The organism is Rhodoluna limnophila (assembly GCF_005845365.1).
Taxonomy (GTDB): domain Bacteria; phylum Actinomycetota; class Actinomycetes; order Actinomycetales; family Microbacteriaceae; genus Rhodoluna; species Rhodoluna limnophila.
Genome location: NZ_CP040509.1, coordinates 690,018 through 708,876, shown reverse-complemented (window position 1 = coordinate 708,876; position 18,859 = coordinate 690,018). Strand labels below are relative to the sequence as shown.

At 52.5% G+C, this 18,859-nt stretch carries 17 protein-coding genes; 10 read left to right on the top strand and 7 right to left on the bottom strand.

What is annotated here, in order from left to right; genetic code table 11:
- The first annotated feature begins 2 nt into the window (after positions 1-2).
- Positions 3-1,271, top strand: a complete 1,269-nt coding sequence (locus FFA38_RS03445) for a MurT ligase domain-containing protein (protein ID WP_138315537.1) — start codon at positions 3-5, stop codon at positions 1,269-1,271.
- A complete protein-coding gene (locus FFA38_RS03440; RefSeq protein ID WP_138315536.1) occupies positions 1,268-1,912 on the top strand; it encodes a hypothetical protein in 645 nt (214 codons plus the stop codon). Before FFA38_RS03445 ends, FFA38_RS03440 begins: the two co-directional genes overlap by 4 nt.
- Here the strand turns inward: FFA38_RS03440 and FFA38_RS03435 are convergent.
- Positions 1,898-2,119: a DUF7455 domain-containing protein gene (locus FFA38_RS03435; protein ID WP_138275407.1), complete on the bottom strand. Its 222-nt coding sequence runs from the start codon at positions 2,117-2,119 to the stop codon at positions 1,898-1,900. The genes FFA38_RS03440 and FFA38_RS03435 overlap by 15 nt on opposite strands.
- Positions 2,120-2,258: 139 nt before the next feature.
- Here FFA38_RS03435 and FFA38_RS03430 point away from each other — a divergent pair, with 139 nt between their 5' ends.
- Entirely contained in the window at positions 2,259-4,340 is a 2,082-nt protein-coding gene (locus FFA38_RS03430; protein ID WP_138315535.1) for a DNA gyrase/topoisomerase IV subunit B, read from the top strand.
- Positions 4,341-4,355: 15 nt separating this feature from the next.
- Here FFA38_RS03430 and FFA38_RS03425 read toward each other — a convergent pair whose 3' ends face one another.
- Positions 4,356-6,773: a DNA gyrase/topoisomerase IV subunit A gene (locus tag FFA38_RS03425; protein WP_138315534.1), complete on the bottom strand. Its 2,418-nt coding sequence runs from the start codon at positions 6,771-6,773 to the stop codon at positions 4,356-4,358.
- A gap of 38 nt (positions 6,774-6,811) precedes the next feature.
- Between FFA38_RS03425 and FFA38_RS03420 the strand changes: the two genes are divergently transcribed.
- Entirely contained in the window at positions 6,812-7,936 is a 1,125-nt protein-coding gene (locus tag FFA38_RS03420) for an alkaline phosphatase family protein (protein ID WP_138315533.1), read from the top strand.
- Here FFA38_RS03420 and sepH read toward each other — a convergent pair.
- The gene (gene sepH / locus FFA38_RS03415) at positions 7,933-8,922 is read right to left on the bottom strand and encodes a septation protein SepH (protein ID WP_138315532.1); all 990 of its coding nucleotides are present in this window, start codon (positions 8,920-8,922) and stop codon (positions 7,933-7,935) included. The genes FFA38_RS03420 and sepH overlap by 4 nt on opposite strands.
- Before the next feature lie 175 nt (positions 8,923-9,097).
- Here sepH and FFA38_RS03410 point away from each other — a divergent pair, with 175 nt between their 5' ends.
- Positions 9,098-9,382: a DUF4193 domain-containing protein gene (locus FFA38_RS03410; RefSeq protein ID WP_138275402.1), complete on the top strand. Its 285-nt coding sequence runs from the start codon at positions 9,098-9,100 to the stop codon at positions 9,380-9,382.
- 14 nt (positions 9,383-9,396) lie between these two features.
- On the opposite strand, the gene FFA38_RS03405 is transcribed toward FFA38_RS03410, so the two are convergent.
- Positions 9,397-9,852, bottom strand: coding sequence for a DUF3093 domain-containing protein (locus tag FFA38_RS03405; protein WP_138316339.1), 456 nt, complete (start codon positions 9,850-9,852; stop codon positions 9,397-9,399).
- 67 nt (positions 9,853-9,919) lie between these two features.
- On the opposite strand from FFA38_RS03405, the gene dut reads away from it, so the two are divergent.
- The 5 genes from dut to dxs are packed head-to-tail and all read left to right on the top strand — an operon-like array spanning position 9,920 to position 16,276.
- Positions 9,920-10,315 (top strand): dUTP diphosphatase, encoded by a 396-nt coding sequence (gene dut, locus FFA38_RS03400; protein ID WP_138315998.1) that lies wholly within the window; start codon positions 9,920-9,922, stop codon positions 10,313-10,315.
- A gap of 2 nt (positions 10,316-10,317) precedes the next feature.
- Positions 10,318-10,920 carry a DUF3710 domain-containing protein gene (locus FFA38_RS03395; protein WP_138315530.1) on the top strand — a complete coding sequence of 201 codons (603 nt, stop codon included), beginning with the start codon at positions 10,318-10,320 and terminating at the stop codon, positions 10,918-10,920.
- A complete protein-coding gene (locus FFA38_RS03390) occupies positions 10,921-11,580 on the top strand; it encodes a DUF3159 domain-containing protein (RefSeq protein ID WP_138315529.1) in 660 nt (219 codons plus the stop codon).
- 44 nt (positions 11,581-11,624) lie between these two features.
- A complete protein-coding gene (acnA, locus tag FFA38_RS03385; RefSeq protein ID WP_138315528.1) occupies positions 11,625-14,303 on the top strand; it encodes an aconitate hydratase AcnA in 2,679 nt (892 codons plus the stop codon).
- 35 nt (positions 14,304-14,338) lie between these two features.
- The gene (dxs, locus tag FFA38_RS03380; RefSeq protein WP_138315527.1) at positions 14,339-16,276 is read left to right on the top strand and encodes a 1-deoxy-D-xylulose-5-phosphate synthase; all 1,938 of its coding nucleotides are present in this window, start codon (positions 14,339-14,341) and stop codon (positions 16,274-16,276) included.
- Positions 16,277-16,309: 33 nt separating this feature from the next.
- On the opposite strand, the gene FFA38_RS03375 is transcribed toward dxs, so the two are convergent.
- The 3 genes from FFA38_RS03375 to FFA38_RS03365 all read right to left on the bottom strand — a co-directional run bounded on the left by FFA38_RS03375 (position 16,310) and on the right by FFA38_RS03365 (position 18,855).
- Complete coding sequence (locus FFA38_RS03375; RefSeq protein WP_138315526.1) at positions 16,310-17,551, bottom strand: HRDC domain-containing protein; 1,242 nt, start codon at positions 17,549-17,551, stop codon at positions 16,310-16,312.
- Complete coding sequence (locus FFA38_RS03370) at positions 17,548-18,138, bottom strand: DUF3000 family protein (RefSeq protein ID WP_138315525.1); 591 nt, start codon at positions 18,136-18,138, stop codon at positions 17,548-17,550. Before FFA38_RS03370 ends, FFA38_RS03375 begins: the two co-directional genes overlap by 4 nt.
- A 69-nt stretch (positions 18,139-18,207) precedes the next feature.
- Positions 18,208-18,855 carry a dihydrofolate reductase family protein gene (locus FFA38_RS03365; RefSeq protein ID WP_138315524.1) on the bottom strand — a complete coding sequence of 216 codons (648 nt, stop codon included), beginning with the start codon at positions 18,853-18,855 and terminating at the stop codon, positions 18,208-18,210.
- Between the last annotated feature and the right edge of the window lie 4 nt (positions 18,856-18,859).

The following is an 18,859-nucleotide window of genomic DNA, read 5'->3' as shown; positions in this document are numbered from 1 at the left end:
GCATGCGTTTTTTGCCGGCCATTCTCCTAGGGCGGTTTGTTCGTGTCCTTGTGCGACTGGTTCGTCCAGGCGGCGGTTCGGCTCTTCCCGGTCTGGTCGTGAGTAAGGTTGCGCCGGGCCTTTTGGCAGCAACTCTTTCGAAGTTCTCGGATGGACTCATTGTGGTCACGGGGTCTGCGGGTAAATCCACGACTACAAAGATGCTCGTGGGAATCGCTCGTGCTCATGGCAAGACTGTGTTTACGAATCCGTCCACAGCCAACATCGCGCAAGGGTTTTTTTCGTCGATCATCGAGCAATCAGATATCTTTGGTCGCATAAAGGGTGACGTTGCGATTCTCGAAATGGATGAGGGTCATGCCGAGGAGATCACTCGCCTAATTCGACCGAAACAGGTAACGATTCTTAATGTCCTCGAGGATCAACTCGATCGATTTGTCGACCCAGCCGTGGTTCGCGACAAGTTGGCCCAAGTTGCGCGACGTGCAAATGACACAGTCCTACTCAACGCTGACGACCAAAACACTCTCATCATTAACCGAGATGTTCAGCATCCAGGCACTAAATGGTTTGGTATCACAGGCTCACTCTTGGCGGAGGCAAAACACGGGCTGGGTACAGCACCTACTTATGAAGCAGAAATACCAAGACCAATTCCAAGCGCCGAGGTTATGCGCGTTGACAGTCTTCGTGCGAGTGTAATTTTGAGTGGGGCGGTCACTGAGGTCGAGCTACCGAATCGTGGCTTGCACTTTGCCCTTGATGCAATTGCAGCCTTACAGAGCGCAGAGGCATACCTCGGAGCAGATTTCGACCTTGAATTGGCCTCAAATACCATCAACACTATGCCGCCGGTCTTTGCGCGTGGTGAGATCGCGGTGGTCAACGGTGAAGAAGTTGAGTTCATCCTGGTTCAGAACCCGATGAGTTTCCAACTCAACCTTGATAACCTAACCACCAACCCAGAGCGAATCATGGTGATGATCGGCCGAGATGTCCATGACCCGTCTTGGCTATGGACCGTGAACATGGATGTACTGTCACATGCCGATGTGGTCTCTGGTTACAACGCATACGAAATGGCTCTTCGATTAGCGTATTCGGAGATCCCTGTGGGATTCGTGACTGATGATTTGCAGGTTGCCCTGGATACCTTCTTTGCACTTCCCGCACCGACACACTCTCGCCGTACAGTAATTTTCTCTGCCGACGCCATGCGTCGAACTCGACGAATGCTTGGTTTTACCGACCCGGAGGCAGTATCTCGATGATTCGAATCGGTGTTTTGTATCCTGGCCACCTAGACCTGAATGGTGATGCTGCCAACAGCCTGGTACTGGCCAAGGAATTGGCTTGGAGAGGTGTTTCCTGCGAAGTTGTTTCTGTGACGTTGACCGATGCAATTCCCAAGGATTTGGACTTCTTGTTGGTCGGCCATGGATCCAAGGCCGCCTGGAGTGAGATCAATCTGATTGGATCCCACCGTGGTGCCGAGTTGGTTGAGGTATTGAAGTCAGGGGTGCCTACTCTAGCCGTTAACTCCGGTTTCGAGGTTCTGCACCTGGGCAGCGACACACATGGACAGCTTCTTGGGCACATTCAGACCAGGTTTGTTGCTACCGAACGAGTGTCCAAGTTTTGGGTCGAACCGTTCGATGGTTTTGAGGTTCTCGGCTACGTGAATAGTGACAACGATCTGCCCGTTATCTCTCGCCAGGGAAACGTTATTGGCACAAAGCTTCATGGCCCGGTCTTGGCTAAGAATCCGAAGTTGCTTTCACTGATTCTCGAAATGATTTTCGAGCGACGTGGTTCTGCTCTGCCAGGCCGCTTAAATAGAAACGTAGCCACCGCAATCGATGGCTACGTCTCAGAAATATGGAAGCTGGAATCCGAACTAGCGAGCGAGTAGTTTTTTGCTCTCGTCGTGCCAAGCAACAGCCACAGGCTCAAGTGCTGGCTTCTTTTCGTTTCCGTGGTGCGAGCAAAACAAAAGGTCACCCGAGGCTAATTCGACGCGAATATAAGCCTGTGCGCCGCACTCATCGCAGCGGTCCAACGCAGTTAGTTGGTAGCTCTCGGTGGTCTCGCCAGTTTCAGTCGTTGCTTCAGTTTGCATAATGCACCTTTCCTCTCTCAATTGGACCACAAACCTGCCCCAAACTGGCGCATCGATGGCCTAAGTTCGCTAACTGCGAAGTCCATTGTGGTTCGTGTCTGTGCCCGAGTCTGAGTCTGGCAAGAGTTAACATCGACTAGTGCCTAATTCAGACTATTCAGCCCGCCACCTATCGGTTCTAGAAGGTTTGGATGCCGTTCGCAAGCGTCCTGGAATGTATATCGGTTCGACCGATAGCCGCGGCCTCATGCACTGCCTTTGGGAGATTATCGACAACTCTGTAGATGAGGCACTGGCTGGGCATGGTAACCAAATTGACATTGTTCTTCACGCCGACACCTCTGTAGAGGTTTCTGACCGTGCTAGAGGTATACCTGTCGACATTGAGCCTAAAACCGGGCTCTCGGGTGTTGAAGTGGTCTTTACCAAGCTCCACGCAGGCGGAAAGTTCGGATCTGGTAGCTATGCCGCGTCGGGTGGACTTCATGGTGTTGGCGCCTCGGTAGTTAATGCCTTGTCCCAGCGTCTCGATGTACAGGTTGATCGAGACGGCAAGACTTACGCAATGTCCTTCCGTCGCGGTGAGCCGGGAGTATTTGATGACGCCACCGGTATTTCACCGTCAAACCCATTCAAGCCATTTGAGGATGCTTCGGTTTTGCGCGAGGTTGGCAAAGTAGCAAAGGGTGTCTCTGGTACGCGCGTGCGCTACTGGGCGGACCCCCAGATCTTTATCAAGGACGCAGTGTTTGCGTCCGAAGAACTTTTCAGTCGTGCCCGGCAAACCGCCTTTTTGGTGCCAGGGCTTGCCATTGGCATTGAGGACCGCCGAGGGCAGGAGATTGCAAAGCACGATTTCAAGTACGACGGTGGAATTGCCGAATTCGTTGAGTATTTAGCCAAGGACGCAGCTCTAACCGCGACCTGGAAGCTATCTGGTTCGGGAGATTTCAACGAAACTGTGCCGGTGCTTGATGAGTCTGGAAACATGGTTTCTCGCGAAGTCTCCAGAAAGTGTGACGTAGACATAGCCGTCCGATGGGGGACGGGGTACGACACCGAGGTAAAGAGCTTCGTCAACATAATCGCGACGCCTAAGGGCGGCACGCACATCGCCGGTTTTGAACAGTCTGTGCTTAAAGTTCTGCGTTCTCAGGTTGAAGCCAACGCAAGAAAATTGAAGGCTGGCAACGACAAAGTTGAAAAGGAAGACGCACTTGCCGGTCTAACTGCAGTGGTCACGGTCCGCCTTGCTGAACCTCAGTTTGAGGGTCAAACCAAGGAGATTCTGGGCACCCCTGCCGTCAAGAACATTGTTGCGAATGTTGTCTCTAAGGCTTTGCTTGAAAAATTCAACAGCCCTAAGCGTGACGACAAGTCGCAAGCGGCCCTTTTGCTCGAAAAGGTAGTTGCCGAGATGAAGTCCCGTATTTCAGCTCGCACACACAAGGAGACGCAGCGGAGGAAGAACGCACTGGAGAGTAGTTCCCTTCCAACCAAGTTGGTGGATTGCAGGACTCAAGAGACTGCCGGTTCAGAACTATTTATTGTTGAGGGTGACTCAGCTCTCGGAACCGCAAAGCTAGCTCGTGACAGCGAGTTCCAAGCTCTACTTCCAATTCGAGGAAAAATTCTCAACGTCCAGAAGGCCTCGGTTTCTGACATGTTGTCTAACACCGAATGCGCGTCGATCATCCAAGTGCTCGGGGCAGGCTCTGGGCGAAGCTTTGACTTAGATGTGGCACGTTACGGCAAGGTAATCCTAATGAGCGATGCCGATGTGGATGGTGCTCACATTCGAACCCTGCTACTCACATTGTTTTTCCGCTACATGAGGCCTCTGGTTGAGGTTGGGCGCGTGTTTGCTGCCGTTCCGCCGCTGCACCGAGTGGAGGTAATCAACGCAGGTTCAAAGGCCAACGAGGTTATTTACACCTATTCACAAGCTGAACTTGAGGAACTGCTCAGTAAATTAGCCAAGGCTGGAAAAAAGTACAAGGAGCCTATCCAGCGCTACAAGGGACTTGGCGAGATGGATGCGGACCAGCTGGCCGAAACCACGATGGATCGCTCTAGACGCACCTTGAGGCGTGTTCGCGTTGAAGACGCTGCCGCGGCGGAGGCCATGTTTGAGCTCCTCATGGGTAACGATGTTGCCCCTAGACGTGATTTCATCATCGACTCAGCCGATGGCTTCGAACGAGAAAGAATCGACGCCTAGATTAGAGCCTTTGCTCTAGATTCCCAGGGAACCAACAACTGCCGGAAGCGGGCTTCCCGAAGCGTCACGCTTGGCAAGATCCAAATTCAGTGCAAGAGGTTTTCCGTCAGGAGTTAGCGCCTTTGGTTCGCCCGAGACCACCGCAGCGAAGTAAAGCTGATCCTCACCACGGATGAATCGCTGCGCCCGCACGCCACCGGTGGCTCGACCCTTTCCAGGGAACTCGCTAAACGAAGACATTTTTATGCTTCCAGCATCAGTGCCCGGTATGGCCAGAGAGCTATTCGCAGCAGTAATTACTGAAGCATTTTCAACGTCGTCGATAACCTCAAAATTAATCACAGTGGCATCTGGCGAAAGGTTGATACCGGCCATTCCGCCGGCCGGACGCCCTTGAGGCCTAACCACGGAAGCACTGAAATGCAGCAGTTGGGCATCGCTGGCCACAAAAACAAGGGTTGCGCCGTCCGAACACACCGCGGCACCGATAACTTCATCGCCTGGTTTTAGAGAGATCATTTCAAACTCGTCCTTGGCGGGGTAATGCGAGAGAACGCGCTTTACCACTCCCTGCTTGGTGCCTAGCGCGATGGAGACGCCATCTTCAAGACCAAACACTGATACGAATCGAACGCCCTTGGTTAGGCCAAGGAAGTTATCAGCTTGAACTGCACTTCCCATCAAACTTGCGTCTGAAATGTTAGGTACGTCACCAACGTGAATTCGATGTACCAGACCATCACTGGTTAGGAATCCGATGTCAGAGCGCGTTGATGTACTAATCAGGGTTCGGATGGCATCGTGGCTCTGGCGCTTACCGCTCGGTAGCAAAACCTCGTGTCCTTCGACGCGAGCAACACGACCGGAGGAACTGACCACAATCGTGCAAGGCGCGTCGGCCAACTCGGCGCTCACGGACGCAGCTTTAGCCAGTGAAATTGGCTTGACTTCGGTTACATCGCTGATCAAAGTAGTTCGACGCTCATCACCGTACTTATCGGCGATCTCAGCTAACTCTGCAGAAACCACAGCTCGGAGGTTCTGGTCTGAAGCCAGAATCGATTCCAGACGAGCAATTTCTTCTAACAGATTCGCCCGCTCGGTTTCGAGTTCAATCTTGGAAAACTTAGTCAAGCGACGAAGGCGTAGTTCGAGAATGTACTCAGCTTGGATTTCCGACAGAGCAAATCGGCTGCGAAGTGCCTGCCGGGCTTCATCAACTTCGTCGCTGTTCCTAATAATCGCAATGACCTCATCGATGGAGTCAATTGCAACAAGGAGGCCTTCGAGCAGGTGCAGACGGGCTTGTCTCTTACCTAGGCGATTCTTGGTTCTGCGTCTGGTTACGGTTATGCGGTGCGCTAAATAAACGCCCAACATGTCCCGCAGCCCCAAGGTTTGTGGCCTGCCGTCAACCAAAGCAACGTTGTTGATACCGAAGGAGTCTTCCATCGGGGTGAATCGGTAGAGAAGATCGAGAACAACTTGGGGGTCAAATCCGGTTTTCAACTCGATAACGAGCTTTAGGCCATTAGTTCTGTCGGTTAGATCAGTCACATCTGCAATGCCCTGCAGTTTCTTGGCGTTAACGCCATCCTTGATCTTCTCGATTACCTTTTCCGGGCCGACTAGATAAGGCAGCTCGGTGACCACGATGCCCATTTTTCGAGGGGAAACACTCTCAATCGAAACTCGGGCACGGGTTTTGAAAACGCCACGTCCAGTCTCGTAGGCATCTTTTACGCCTTCGAGACCCATGATGATTCCACCATTCGGAAGATCAGGGCCAGGAACATACTGCATCAGGTCTTCAGTGGTTGCCTGCGGAGTTTCAAGCAAGAACCGCGCGCCAGCAATAACCTCGCGCAAATTGTGGGGCGGCATGTTAGTTGCCATACCAACAGCGATGCCCGAGGCACCGTTGACCAAGAGGTTTGGGAAAGCGGCAGGCAACACGTCGGGTTCGGTGAGTTGTGCATCGTAGTTGGGTTTGAAGTCAACAACGTCCTCGTCGAGGCCTTCGTTCATAAGTAGTGATGCGGTAGACAACCTGGCTTCTGTATATCTGGCAGCAGCGGGCCCGTCATCTAGGCTTCCAAAGTTTCCGTGCCCATCAATCATCGGAACGCGAAGCGAAAATGGTTGCGCCATACGCACCAGGGCGTCGTAGATTGCGCTGTCACCGTGCGGGTGGAGTTTGCCCATAACCTCGCCGACAACGCGAGCAGATTTAACGTGACCGCGATCTGGCCTGAGACCCATCTCGCCCATCTGAAAGATGATTCGTCGGTGAACCGGCTTCAGGCCATCACGGGCGTCAGGAAGTGCTCGCGCATAGATGACCGAGTAGGAGTACTCGAGAAAAGAATCTTGCATTTCTTGCGACAAATCAATGTCAACAATGCGTTCCTCAGGCAGATGTTCCAGGGTCATTAATTCATTACTCAAATCGGTTATGGCAGACTGGGGTGATGCCTTCGATGCTACCTTCCCTTCCTAAATCCTTCGGGAGGCTGTCAGACGTTTTTGTTTCGGCACTTGGTTCAATAACTGGTGTAAACAATCGGCTAGGACTGCGACGAGTAAAAAACTCATGCGTCATTTTGGTCGATGGGCTGGGTCACCACAATCTCAACGAAAACAGCGGCTATGCCAAATTTTTGTCACGAGCAACCGGTTCCAAACTATCGACAGTTTTCCCGAGCACCACAGCATCGGCTATTACAAGTTTTGCCACCGGAGTTCTACCCGGCCAGCACGGTATCGTGGGCTACCAAATTTGGGACAACCGGGACTCAGCCTCAGTAAATCTTCTTACTGGGATGGACTCCAAAGCTGTCAGAAACTGGCAGACGCACGAGACAGTGTCAACCCAGGCCAAAATAGCCGAAGTTAAGTGCTATTCAATTGGTCCGGGGGAGTACGCCACATCCAGCTTCACCAAGGCCACTATGCCCGACGCAACGTTTATTGCGGCCAAGTCGATCGAAGACCGATTTGCCGAAGCCTATAAGTTATTGAACTCATCGCAGGGAAATCTGGTTTACGTATATGTCCCCGAGCTAGATCAATTGGCGCACGCGTACGGTGCCGATTCTGACCGTTGGCGACAAAAACTCGAGGAACTCGATGGCCTAACGAACGATTTTGTTTCTCGGGTGGGAAATCGCTCGGGGGTGCTGCTAACAGCGGATCATGGAATCATAGACGTGGACGAGTCGAAGCACATTTACTTGGATGAGTTCAACCAAGACCTAAGCGGTTTGAAGTTCGTTGGCGGTGATCCGCGGGTCAATTTTCTTTATTTTGAACCTGATACAGACTTGAATTCGGTTAGAGATGCCCTCCAAAGATCGCTTGATTCGCGGGCTACCGTACTGACAAAAGAACAGGTTATAGAAGCTGGTTGGTATGGAGAGGTCCTACCCAACTTTCACGGCCGGTTACCGGACTTATTTTTGCTGGCCAGTGCGAAGTCTGCGGTTTATCATCGTGGGTTCGCGAAACCAAAAAGCCTAAAGATGATTGGGCAGCACGGTGGACTAAGCCCCGAAGAGACTGCTGTGCCACTACTTAGATTTGCCCAATACCTCTAGTCGTCGGTCTTGGTTCCAAATACAATTTCATCCCAGCTAGGCATGCTGGCACGGCCCTTTTTTACCGGGGAAGCCTCTGCTTCAGAAATTACTTGAGTTTCGGTCACTTCGTTATCAACATTAAGAACTGCCGGCTCTTGAATCGCCGATGTCTCTTGAGTTTCGCTCCGCTCGGTCCGCTTTCTGCGAAGAGCCTCGAGCAGGTCGGCGGTAGCGCTCAAAGGCTCTGCTGGTGCAGGCATTGCAGGACGCTTGGTCTTACTAGATGCCAGTTCCGGAACGACATCTGCTGCGGACGCCCGAGATTCAACTGCGGGAAGGCTCGCAACATTCTCGACAGGTGTAGCACTTAAAACCTCAGTGACTTCGCTAGCCGGCTGGTCGACAACCTTAAGAATAGGATTTGCAAAAGCAGCCGGTGCGGACGAACTCTTTTGCGCTTCGTTATTCGTCAAATTGATTGCATTTTCGTTCTCTGGTGAAAGTGCTAGCCGCTTCGGATCAAATGACCAGACTGCGGTGGAAGAGCCGTTTGGAAGTTCATACTCAGCTGCCAGGTGCCAAATCCCAAGGTCGCTGCGTTTTGCTTTCCAGGTAATAGTGGCCGCACCCAGATTATGAATCCTTGCCGACATCATTTCACCAAACTCAACAGTCGTGTGATCACGATCAACGACGATGCCTAGTCTCACAGTGAGGGCCGAATCAATAATGTGGGCCAATTCAGCGATTACCGGTGCCGCGAACTTCTCAACGAAATCGAAAGTTGCGCCGGAACGCTCAACAAGGCTGGCGATGTCCTCACCGTCTCGGACAGCATCCTGAATTTCACGAGGGGTCATTTTCACGGCGTCCAACTTTGGCGCATCCTCGCGTCTAAGCGCTGACCTGATCTGGTCATCGGCTAGCAATCGAAAGCGCTGGCCATCGGTGGACTCGAGAACTAAGAAATCGCCCTCGGCCTCGATAAATCTAATGTCTTCCATTGAAATGCCTCCAACTGAAAGTTTGGCATCACAGTTGGTGTTTCACCGAGATTCGAAATGGTGTGCCGAAAATTAGATGCGACACGTTTTGTGTTTTCGGCGTTGCAGGTTTGCTATCTTCGGTTTTCTGTTGCACACTATGCACGCTTAGATATGCAAACGAGAGGCAAGCCAGATGGCAACCGATTACGACGCACCTAGAAAGAACGATGACGATAACGAGTCAATCGAGGCAATCAAGGAGCGTATTCCAGACAAGCTTTCCGGTGTCGTCGACGTTGACGAAGAACACGGTGAAGGCTTTTCAATTCCGGATGTAGTCTCCGAGGACCTCGACGTTGTTGTACTGCCACCGCAGGATGACGAATTTACATGCAGTGAGTGCTTCATCGTGAAGCACCACTCGCTACTTTCTGCGCGTAAAGGTAAGTTTGGCCAAATCTGCGTTGAGTGTGAGTAGCAAGTACCTACTTGCTAACCCTTGATGAGCCTGCAGACTTCGTCAGCGTTTCGGGTTGAAAAAATCCAGTACGGTGTCGGATCCGAATCATCGAGAACCTTGACCCGCACCATTTCTTTCACAGTTGCCTGCAACTGTAGATAAGCGCGAGCATTTAGCTTCGGCCCAATCTCGGCACGACGCTCCTCTTTAGTAATTTTCCTCGGTTCGGCAACCAGCGACAACTGGATTCTTGCCCTACCGACAGAAATTTCGTCGTCGGTTACGACAACCATTGGTGCACCGAAGTACATCAGGGCTACTACGCCTAGGTTCAGCACAAGTCCGAGCACTGCCCCCAGTGTGCTGTTTAGTGGGGCCAAGGCTAGCCAAATCGTCGGCCAAACCATCAGTGATGCACCGAAGGCACCAACGCTCGGGTAAACCCTCTCCTCGAAGCGAATAGCCGAGCTTGTCTTTAGCGAAGTCATCACCCTTTTAGATTACGCTCTAACCGTGAACAATCAATTGCCTGTACTTATAGTTTGTGACGATCAAATGCTCCCGGCCTATGCCCAGCCCGGTGACGCCGGTGCCGATTTGAGGTCCCGGATTAACACAGTTGTACCAGCACGAGGTCGAGTAATGGTTCCAACCGGTGTTTCTATCGCCCTGCCAGATGGCTATGTGTGTTTGGTACACCCACGGTCAGGATTGGCTGCTAAGCACGGAATTACGGTTCTGAACACGCCAGGTACCGTTGATGCCGGTTACCGCGGGGAGATCGCAGTAAATCTCTACAACACGGGGGAGCAGGACTTTTCAATCACCGCCGGAGACCGCATCGCCCAACTGGTGTTCCAGAAGGTGGAGCGTGCCAACTTTATCCGAGTGGAGACGCTACCCGAGAGCCACCGTGGCGATGCTGGATTTGGATCGACGGGTGTCAACTAGTCATGACGGCTTCATATTCAAACGGTAAGTCCGCTCCTGTGGACCGTCATTCCGCAGGCCCATTCGACGTTTCTGAGGTCACAGACGTAAGTCCGTATCTCGACTTTGGCTCTATGCGAGTTCCTCCTCGCGAAGGTCTACAAATGCGCTTGGACGTCGAGGAAGGTTCAAAACGCGTTGTCGCAGTTACCCTCGAGTGGAACGGCTCCTCAGTCCAGCTGCAAGCCTTCGCTGCGCCAAAATCAGAGGGCATTTGGCACGAAATTAGATCTGGAATGCAGCAATCAATCACCACCCAGGGTGGTCAGGCCGAAGAGCGGATCGGTTCTCTTGGTCCTGAATTACTGGCCCGCATCCCGCTGATGGATGAGGCTGGAAACGCAGCAGGTTTTCGGATAGCGCGCTTTATCGGCGTGGACGGCCCAAAGTGGTTCTTGCGCGGTGTTGTTGGTGGAGCTGCAATTAATGATCCGATGGCAGCAGCCGACATTGACGACCTATTCCGGTCGGTAATCGTGGCTCGTGGCGATATTCCACTGCCACCAAAGGACCTTTTGCCGCTAAAAATGCCCGGCGGAACCGTTGCGCCACCAAGGAGCCTCTAGGTGCCGAAAGAACAACCCAGCCAGCTAGGGGTATCAAAAACAGACGAGGGTTACTCTCTGACTTCAAAAGGCGTTCTAGGTGCACTCGGTGGTTGGTTCGGAGTTTTCGAGGCCATTGTCCCGGCTACCGTTTTCGTAATTCTGCTGTCAATAACGAACAATGCAGTGGTAGCTGTGATTACGGCAGCTTCACTCTCTGCGGTCTCACTTCTAATCCAAATCATTCGAAAAAAGCCCCTGACTCAGGCAATTGCGGGTTCCGTCGGAATCGCCATCTCTGCATACCTACCGCTTCGCGAGGGTGGTCAACCCGCGGATTACTTCATCCAAGGATTCATCTCCAACAGCATCTATTTTGCGGTGCTTCTAGTTTCGGTTCTAATTCGCTGGCCTGTCGTCGGACTCTTAATCTCAGTATTGACCGCGAAAACCGACATGTCGTGGCGGCACGAACCGGCTATTTTACGCCGGTTTCAGCTAGTGACTCTGCTTTGGGTAGGACTTTTCGCCTCGAGGCTACTCGTTCAAGTTCCCCTGTATCTAACCGATCAACTTGCGGCCCTTGGCTTCTTTAGGGTAGCAATGGGCGTACCGTTGTACGCGTTTTTGCTATGGACCACTTGGTTACTCACCCGCGAAACAATTCGTTCACGTCAATAGTGGTAAATTTCTAGTAGCGATGGCGCAAATAGTAAGGAAGACACATGTCTAAAGTCAACAGTTTTGGTTCCGCTGACCTTCTTAAGGTTGGTTCTCAGGAATACCGCATATTCAAGCTCAATTCAGTCGACGCGAAGACCCTTCCTTACAGCCTTAAAGTTCTGCTTGAGAACCTATTGCGTACCGAAGATGGTGCCAACATCACTGCAGACCACATCAACGCTTTGGTCAACTGGGATCCAACAGCCGAGCCCGATGTAGAAATCCAGTTCACCCCAGCCCGCGTAATCATGCAGGACTTCACCGGCGTTCCTTGTGTTGTCGACTTGGCTACCATGCGTGAAGCCGTTGCTGAACTCGGAGGCGACCCGAAGCGCATCAATCCACTTGCACCAGCTGAATTGGTAATCGACCACTCAGTTCAGATCGACGTTGCTGGTTCGCCAGACGCGTTTGAGCGCAACGTTGAGTTTGAATACAACCGCAACGGAGAGCGTTACCAGTTCCTTCGCTGGGGTCAAACTGCATTCGACGACTTCAAGGTAGTTCCACCGGGCACCGGCATTGTGCACCAGGTGAACATCGAATACCTTGCTCGTACCGTAATGGCGCGTGAAGTAAATGGTGAACTTCAGGCGTACCCAGATAGCTGCGTGGGTACCGACTCACACACCACGATGGTCAACGGCCTTGGAGTTCTAGGCTGGGGTGTTGGTGGAATCGAGGCCGAGGCAGCAATGCTAGGTCAGCCGGTGTCTATGCTTATCCCGAAGGTAGTCGGCTTCAAATTGACTGGCCAGATTTCAACCGGCGTAACCGCCACCGACGTTGTTCTAACCATCACCGAGATGCTGCGTAAGCACGGTGTGGTTGGCAAGTTCGTAGAGTTCTACGGTGCTGGCGTAACATCAGTTCCTCTTGCAAACCGTGCAACCATCGGCAACATGAGCCCAGAGTTCGGCTCAACTGCCGCTATGTTCCCGATCGATGAAGTCACCCTTGATTACCTTCGTGTCACTGGGCGTCCACAAGAGCAGATCGATCTCGTCGAGGCGTATGCAAAGGCTCAGGGGCTTTGGCACGACCCAAGCATCGAACCTCGCTTCAGCGAGTACCTAGAGCTGGACCTGAGCACCGTCGTTCCTTCAATCGCGGGTCCAAAGCGCCCACAGGACCGAATTGTGCTGAGCAAGGCCAAGGAGTCGTTTGAGTCTGTCTTGCCTACATATTCAGCCCAGGCCTCAAAGCCAACAGCGGTTAAGGGTCAATCATTTGCAATGGACAACGGTCACGTTGCAATTGCGTCGATTACTTCTTGTACCAACACTTCTAACCCATCAGTGATGCTTGCGGCCGGTCTAGTTGCTCGCAAGGCAGTTGAGAAGGGCCTAACGGCTAAGCCATGGGTCAAGACCTCGCTAGCACCTGGTTCAAAGGTTGTTACTGAGTACTACAACAAAGCTGGCCTTACCAAGGATCTAGACGCTCTTGGCTTCAACCTGGTCGGTTACGGATGTGCAACCTGCATTGGTAACTCAGGCCCACTGTCTGACGAGATTTCAGAGGCGATCAACCACAATGATCTTGCCGTCACCGCTGTACTCTCTGGAAACCGCAACTTCGAGGGTCGAATTAGCCCAGACGTCAAGATGAACTACCTCGCTTCGCCGCCCCTGGTAATTGCCTACGCACTGGCCGGAACCATGGACTTTGACTTCGAGACCGACGCACTTGGCGAGGGACTAGACGGTCAGCCTGTCTATCTGCGCGACATCTGGCCAACTGCCGAAGAAGTGCAGAAGACCATCGACGAGTCAATTAACTCGGACATGTTCAAGACTCAGTATGCAGGCGTATTCGAGGGCGACGACCGATGGAAGTCTCTTCCGACTCCAAAGGGCGATGTTTTTGAGTGGGACGCCAAGTCGACCTACGTTCGCAAGCCGCCATATTTTGACGGCATGAAGATTACTCCAGATGCTGTGAAGGACATCAAGGGCGCCCGCGTTCTTGCCAAGCTTGGCGATTCGGTCACCACCGACCACATCAGCCCTGCTGGTTCGATCAAGGTTGACTCTCCGGCGGGTCAGTACCTGACTGAACACGGAATCTCTCGCGTGGACTTCAACAGCTATGGCTCACGTCGCGGAAACCACGAGGTAATGATTCGCGGAACTTTTGCCAACATTCGCCTACGCAACCAGCTTCTGAATGACGTCGAAGGCGGCTACACCCGTGACTTCACCCAGGCAGAGGGGCCCCAGGCGTTTATCTATGACGCTTCGAGTAACTACCAGGCACAGGGAACCCCACTGGTAATTCTCGGTGGCAAAGAATACGGATCCGGTTCATCGCGTGACTGGGCTGCCAAGGGAACAAGCCTGTTGGGTGTCCGCGCGGTCATTACCGAAAGCTTTGAGCGTATTCACCGAAGCAACCTCATCGGAATGGGTGTATTGCCACTTCAGTTCCCTGCAGGTCAAACAGCTGATTCACTCGGGCTTGATGGTACTGAAGAGTTTGAGATCACCGGCATTGAAGAATTGAATGCCGGAACTACTCCAAAGACAGTTCGCGTAGTCGCTAAGCCGTCATCTCACTCGGCAGCGGGCAAGCCTACCGTTGAGTTTGATGCTGTGGTACGCATTGACACTCCTGGTGAAGCGGATTACTACCGCAACGGAGGAATTCTCCAGTACGTACTTCGTAGCCTGGTTGCTTAAGGAATAACTCAAGCGCAGCTTGAGTTTTAAGAGTTATGACTTTGTTAGAGCGGATTTCCGGACCTCGCGACCTTGATTCGCTAAGCGCACCCGAGCTAAAGCGGCTTTGTGACGAAATTCGCACCTACCTAGTAGGGGCGGTTTCGGCAACGGGTGGTCACCTTGGACCAAATCTTGGCGTAGTCGAAACAACTGTGGCAATCCACCGTGTTTTTGATTCACCACGTGATGCGGTTATTTTTGACACGGGTCATCAGTCCTATGTTCACAAATTACTTACCGGCCGCAAGGATCTGAGCTCACTACGTCAAAAAGACGGAATCGCAGGATACCCGCAGAGAAGCGAGTCAGAGCACGACATCGTTGAAAGCTCCCACGCCTCGTCTTCACTCTCTTGGGCTGACGGTATTGCCAAGGCATTCAAACTAACCAAGCAAGACGATCGGTATGTCGTTGCTGTAATTGGTGATGGAGCCTTGACCGGCGGCATGGCCTGGGAAGCACTAAACAATATCTCCGATGACAACGACCGAAAACTGGTCATTATTGTCAACGACAACGGCCGTTCATACGCGCCGACCATCGGTGGACTTGCCAGATACCTAAACGGTGTCAGGACTGATGCAAACTACAGAAGGCTCTACAAACTAAGTAAGAAGCTGTTCTACAAATTTGGCCTGATCGGTCGTCTGGTTTACTCAGCAGCAAGAGGCGCAGGAAAAGGCTTGCTAAGCACCTTTGCACCTAAGGGTATGTTTCCAAACCTAGACATAAAGTACATCGGCCCGGTAGATGGTCACGACATTGTTGCCATGGAACAGGCTTTGAGTCAGGCGAAGAAGTACGCGGCTCCAGTGATCGTGCACGCGATAACCGAAAAGGGTCGCGGGTACGACCCTGCGGCTCTAAACATCGACGACCAGTTCCACGCGGTGGGAAAGATTGACCCAGAAACAGGGGAGTCGCTGGAGAAGTCCTCAGGCGCATCGTGGACATCGGTGTTTGCAGATGAGATTGTAACCATCGCCGACCAGAACCCAAGCGTTGTCGGAATTACTGGTGCCATGCTGATTCCTGTTGGGCTCGATAAGTTTGCAAAGAAGTATCCAAGCCGAGTCTTTGATGTCGGTATTGCTGAGCAGCACGCCGTCACGTCTGCCGCGGGTATGGCTTTCGGTGGTCTCCACCCGGTGGTTGCCGTTTACGCGACATTCATCAACCGAGCATTCGACCAGGTCCTTATGGACGTTGCCCTTCACAAAGCTGGCGTAACAATTGTCTTGGACCGCTCTGGTGTGACAGGTCCCGATGGAGCGAGCCACCACGGTATGTGGGATCTCTCAGTTCTTCAGATTGTGCCGGGCATAAGAATTGCTTCACCAAGAGACGGCCTACGCCTTCGAGAGGAACTCAACGAGGCGGTAGCTGTAGACAATGCACCGACAGTAGTTCGTTTCTCTAAGGGGTCAGTCGGAGCTGAGATACCTGCAATCCGGCGAACCGAAGACGGCGTTGACGTCCTATCAGAAGCCCCAAGCAAGGACGTTTTGATCGTGAGCGTCGGAGCTATGGCAACAACCGCGTTGAAGGTGGCTGAGCTGCTCGCCGCCCAGGGTATCGGTGCAACGGTTCTCGACCCGCGGTGGGTGGTTCCGGTGGCACCGTCAGTGGTTTCAATGGCTGCTGAACACCGATTGGTAGTGTCAATCGAAGACGGCATCAAGGTTGGTGGCGTTGGCACGCGAATCAGACAAACATTGCGTGCGGCGCAGGTAGACACAGCTCTAAACGAGGTTGGTCTGCCGGACGAATTCCTTGAACACGCTTCGCGCGACGAAATCCTAGAACGAGTTGGGTTGACGGCACAGAGCATTGCAATTGACATTGTTGCCCAGGTTGTGGGGTCTAAGGTTCCGCATGCAAGACCACTCCAGGATGGTTCAAGCAGTTCAGCTGAGCTGAACTCCCACTAGTTTCTGGCTTGTTCCGCGATTTATTGCCGGCGTTTAGTCCTCGTCGCCTTGGCTCACGGCCGAAATGGCCAAGTGAATCGGTTCAGCGACCAAATCTATCTGCCACTGCCTAGCTCCAAGAGTTGCTAGGAAATGCCCGATTGCATAGGCACTTGCCTCCACAGGTGGCTCCCAACAGACTTGACGAACGAAGTCCGGTGTTATGAGATTCTCGGCAGGAATTTTGAGCGACTCCGAAAGCTCTTGCAGCACAGGCTTGACAGCTTTGAGTCTGTTGTCTGCGTCGGTAAAACGCCCCGGCCAAGTGCGGTGATTAGGTATTCCCTCGGTCTTCACCTTGATAGGTGGTAAGTCACGAGACTTGAGACCATTCTCCACGGCGGTCCACCAAGTGTCGATGTATGACCTACTGGCACGGCCAACAAAGGCACGATCGCCCGCCAACTCAGGACGCGACTTGGGCAGTGTGTTTGCAACGTGCACGATCGCAGAATCAGGAATTAGGCGGCCAGGTGAGACGTCTAGCTTTATTGCTAGCAATTCTCTTGCCTCCCACATCGCCTTTGCTACTGCGTACTTTCGGGCATCTTTAAGAGCACTCAGACCAGTAAGGGAGCGCCATTTGTCGGCCTTTGGCGGCTTGGGTTTCATCCTTGCAGTATTTGCAAACTCTTGGCGAGCCCAGTCGAGCTTGCCCAATGTCTCGAGTTCAACTTCCAATTTCTCGCGAAGTTCAAGCAGAACGTCGACGTCCAATGCAGCGTAGTTCAGCCAGTCCGCGTGAAGCGGGCGAGTGCTCCAGTCCACCGCAGAATGTTCCTTTGCTAACCGGAGACCCAGAAAGTGCTCACAGACGGCTCCGAGGCTCACGCGAGGTAGACCTGCGATTCTGGAACCTAGTTCAGTGTCGAACAGTGAGACCGGACTAAACCCAAGCTCGGAAAGGCAGGGAATGTCTTGGCTTGCGGCGTGAAGAACCCACTCGTCCTGAGAAAGCAACTCGGCTAATTCTCTGAAGGGTTCCGTTGAAAACTCAGGGCTAATCGCGATCGGGTCAACTAGGTAAATCGGTGTTCCTGATCGGTGCACTTGGATAAGGTACGCACGCTGAGAATACTTAAATCCAGAAGCTCGCTCGGCATCGAGAGCGAATGGGCCCGAGGCATTTGCCAGAACCGCAACCGCTTCATTGAGCAGCTCCTGATTGTCGACAAAAACGACACTTGCCCGGGCACTTTTGAGCAGAGGAAGTTCAACTTGCTCTTGGTCGTTCATCGACGACCCGAGAAGTCAATAGTAGATATCCCTGCAGGTAGGTTTGGGAATCCTGACATGATGCAGATAAGGTCCAACCACGCTTCGAAGCTGCCGGCAATATCTGTGGTCAACGGTGACCAAGACGCACGAAGTTCCAGCTCAGCGTGATCATGCTGCGCGCTTAGTGAACCGTATCCAGTAGACATAATTCTGGTAGCAGTTCCAGCAATCGCACCAAACTCAGCGTGCCGGTTCTGGAGGGCCTCATTGAGCCATGCCCAAACAACATCACTGATTTCTTCGTCAGCACCGATGTTGGTTTCAAGCGGCGACTTGGCGAAAATGACGACTCTAAATCGTGACGCCCATGCCTCCTGGGGTTCTGGCTCCCAAAGCATGACAAAACGTCCTGTACCCGCGTCACCCTCAACACCGGTTAGGTTCTCTTTGATGTTTGCTTTAAATGTGATCGCATGAGATGCGATTGCAGGTGGTGCTGGGATGGTTTCAACGTCGATTTCACTCCGAATTGCGGCATGCTTAAGCGACTCGAGGGCTACTCGGAATTCAGCAGGGGCATCGGATGGGACGTCAAACTCGATCATTGATTAAAGACTAGACATTTGACCTAGCCGGTACCCGTTGCCACGCCGCAGCGTAGGCAGTAATGCCGCTTAGGGCAAAACTAAGTAGCTGTTTACGGTAGTTTGCATCGATATGCTTGGACGATCGCTGAGTGCGGTTCCGAACCGATTCTGTACAAATGTTTCAGCCACTTCTATCGCACCCGGGGACACGCCCGAAACTGTCAAGATGAACCTTGTCTCAGGTTTGAATCTCAGCAGCTCTTGGGTAACCAATGGGCCACCTTCAAACAGAATTTTTGCGATTGGATTGACTGAGATAAGGTTTTCGATGGCCAAAAAGGCTGCCTGCAAATCCCTTACAACGAGCACATGCTCTTCGGGCACGTTGGTGAACTTTGCAAGTCGTGCATTCGGCTTGGTCGTAATTAGATAGTGGGAAAAAATACTCGAATCCTGCATCGCAGGAATGCTTGAAAGGTCAACACTGCCCGTGGTGATGATAGCTAGGGGAGCGTACTTTGAACTTCGATAATTTTCAGCTCGAGCGGTAGCCCCAGTGGTGACAATCAAGTCGGATTGACTCCTGAGGTAACCGAGCATCGCACGATCTTCACGATTGCTAATGCCGTCGGATGAGCCACTAGGGTCTGCAGTTAAGCCATTTGGTGAGATGACCATAGCGACATTCCAGCCAGGTTGGAGTTCAAATAATTCTGGGTGGTCTGAAAAAATCACAGCT

Coding starts and splice junctions, on each gene's coding strand:
- dut (WP_138315998.1), top strand. CDS start 9,920: ATGCTCCCGGCCTATGCCCAGCCCGGTGACGCCGGTGCCGATTTGAGG.
- FFA38_RS03420 (WP_138315533.1), top strand. CDS start 6,812: ATGCCTTCGATGCTACCTTCCCTTCCTAAATCCTTCGGGAGGCTGTCA.
- FFA38_RS03410 (WP_138275402.1), top strand. CDS start 9,098: ATGGCAACCGATTACGACGCACCTAGAAAGAACGATGACGATAACGAG.
- dxs (WP_138315527.1), top strand. CDS start 14,339: ATGACTTTGTTAGAGCGGATTTCCGGACCTCGCGACCTTGATTCGCTA.
- FFA38_RS03405 (WP_138316339.1), bottom strand. CDS start 9,852: ATGACTTCGCTAAAGACAAGCTCGGCTATTCGCTTCGAGGAGAGGGTT.
- FFA38_RS03425 (WP_138315534.1), bottom strand. CDS start 6,773: ATGACCCTGGAACATCTGCCTGAGGAACGCATTGTTGACATTGATTTG.
- sepH (WP_138315532.1), bottom strand. CDS start 8,922: ATGGAAGACATTAGATTTATCGAGGCCGAGGGCGATTTCTTAGTTCTC.
- acnA (WP_138315528.1), top strand. CDS start 11,625: ATGTCTAAAGTCAACAGTTTTGGTTCCGCTGACCTTCTTAAGGTTGGT.
- FFA38_RS03395 (WP_138315530.1), top strand. CDS start 10,318: ATGACGGCTTCATATTCAAACGGTAAGTCCGCTCCTGTGGACCGTCAT.
- FFA38_RS03440 (WP_138315536.1), top strand. CDS start 1,268: ATGATTCGAATCGGTGTTTTGTATCCTGGCCACCTAGACCTGAATGGT.
- FFA38_RS03435 (WP_138275407.1), bottom strand. CDS start 2,119: ATGCAAACTGAAGCAACGACTGAAACTGGCGAGACCACCGAGAGCTAC.
- FFA38_RS03375 (WP_138315526.1), bottom strand. CDS start 17,551: ATGAACGACCAAGAGCAAGTTGAACTTCCTCTGCTCAAAAGTGCCCGG.
- FFA38_RS03370 (WP_138315525.1), bottom strand. CDS start 18,138: ATGATCGAGTTTGACGTCCCATCCGATGCCCCTGCTGAATTCCGAGTA.
- FFA38_RS03445 (WP_138315537.1), top strand. CDS start 3: ATGCGTTTTTTGCCGGCCATTCTCCTAGGGCGGTTTGTTCGTGTCCTT.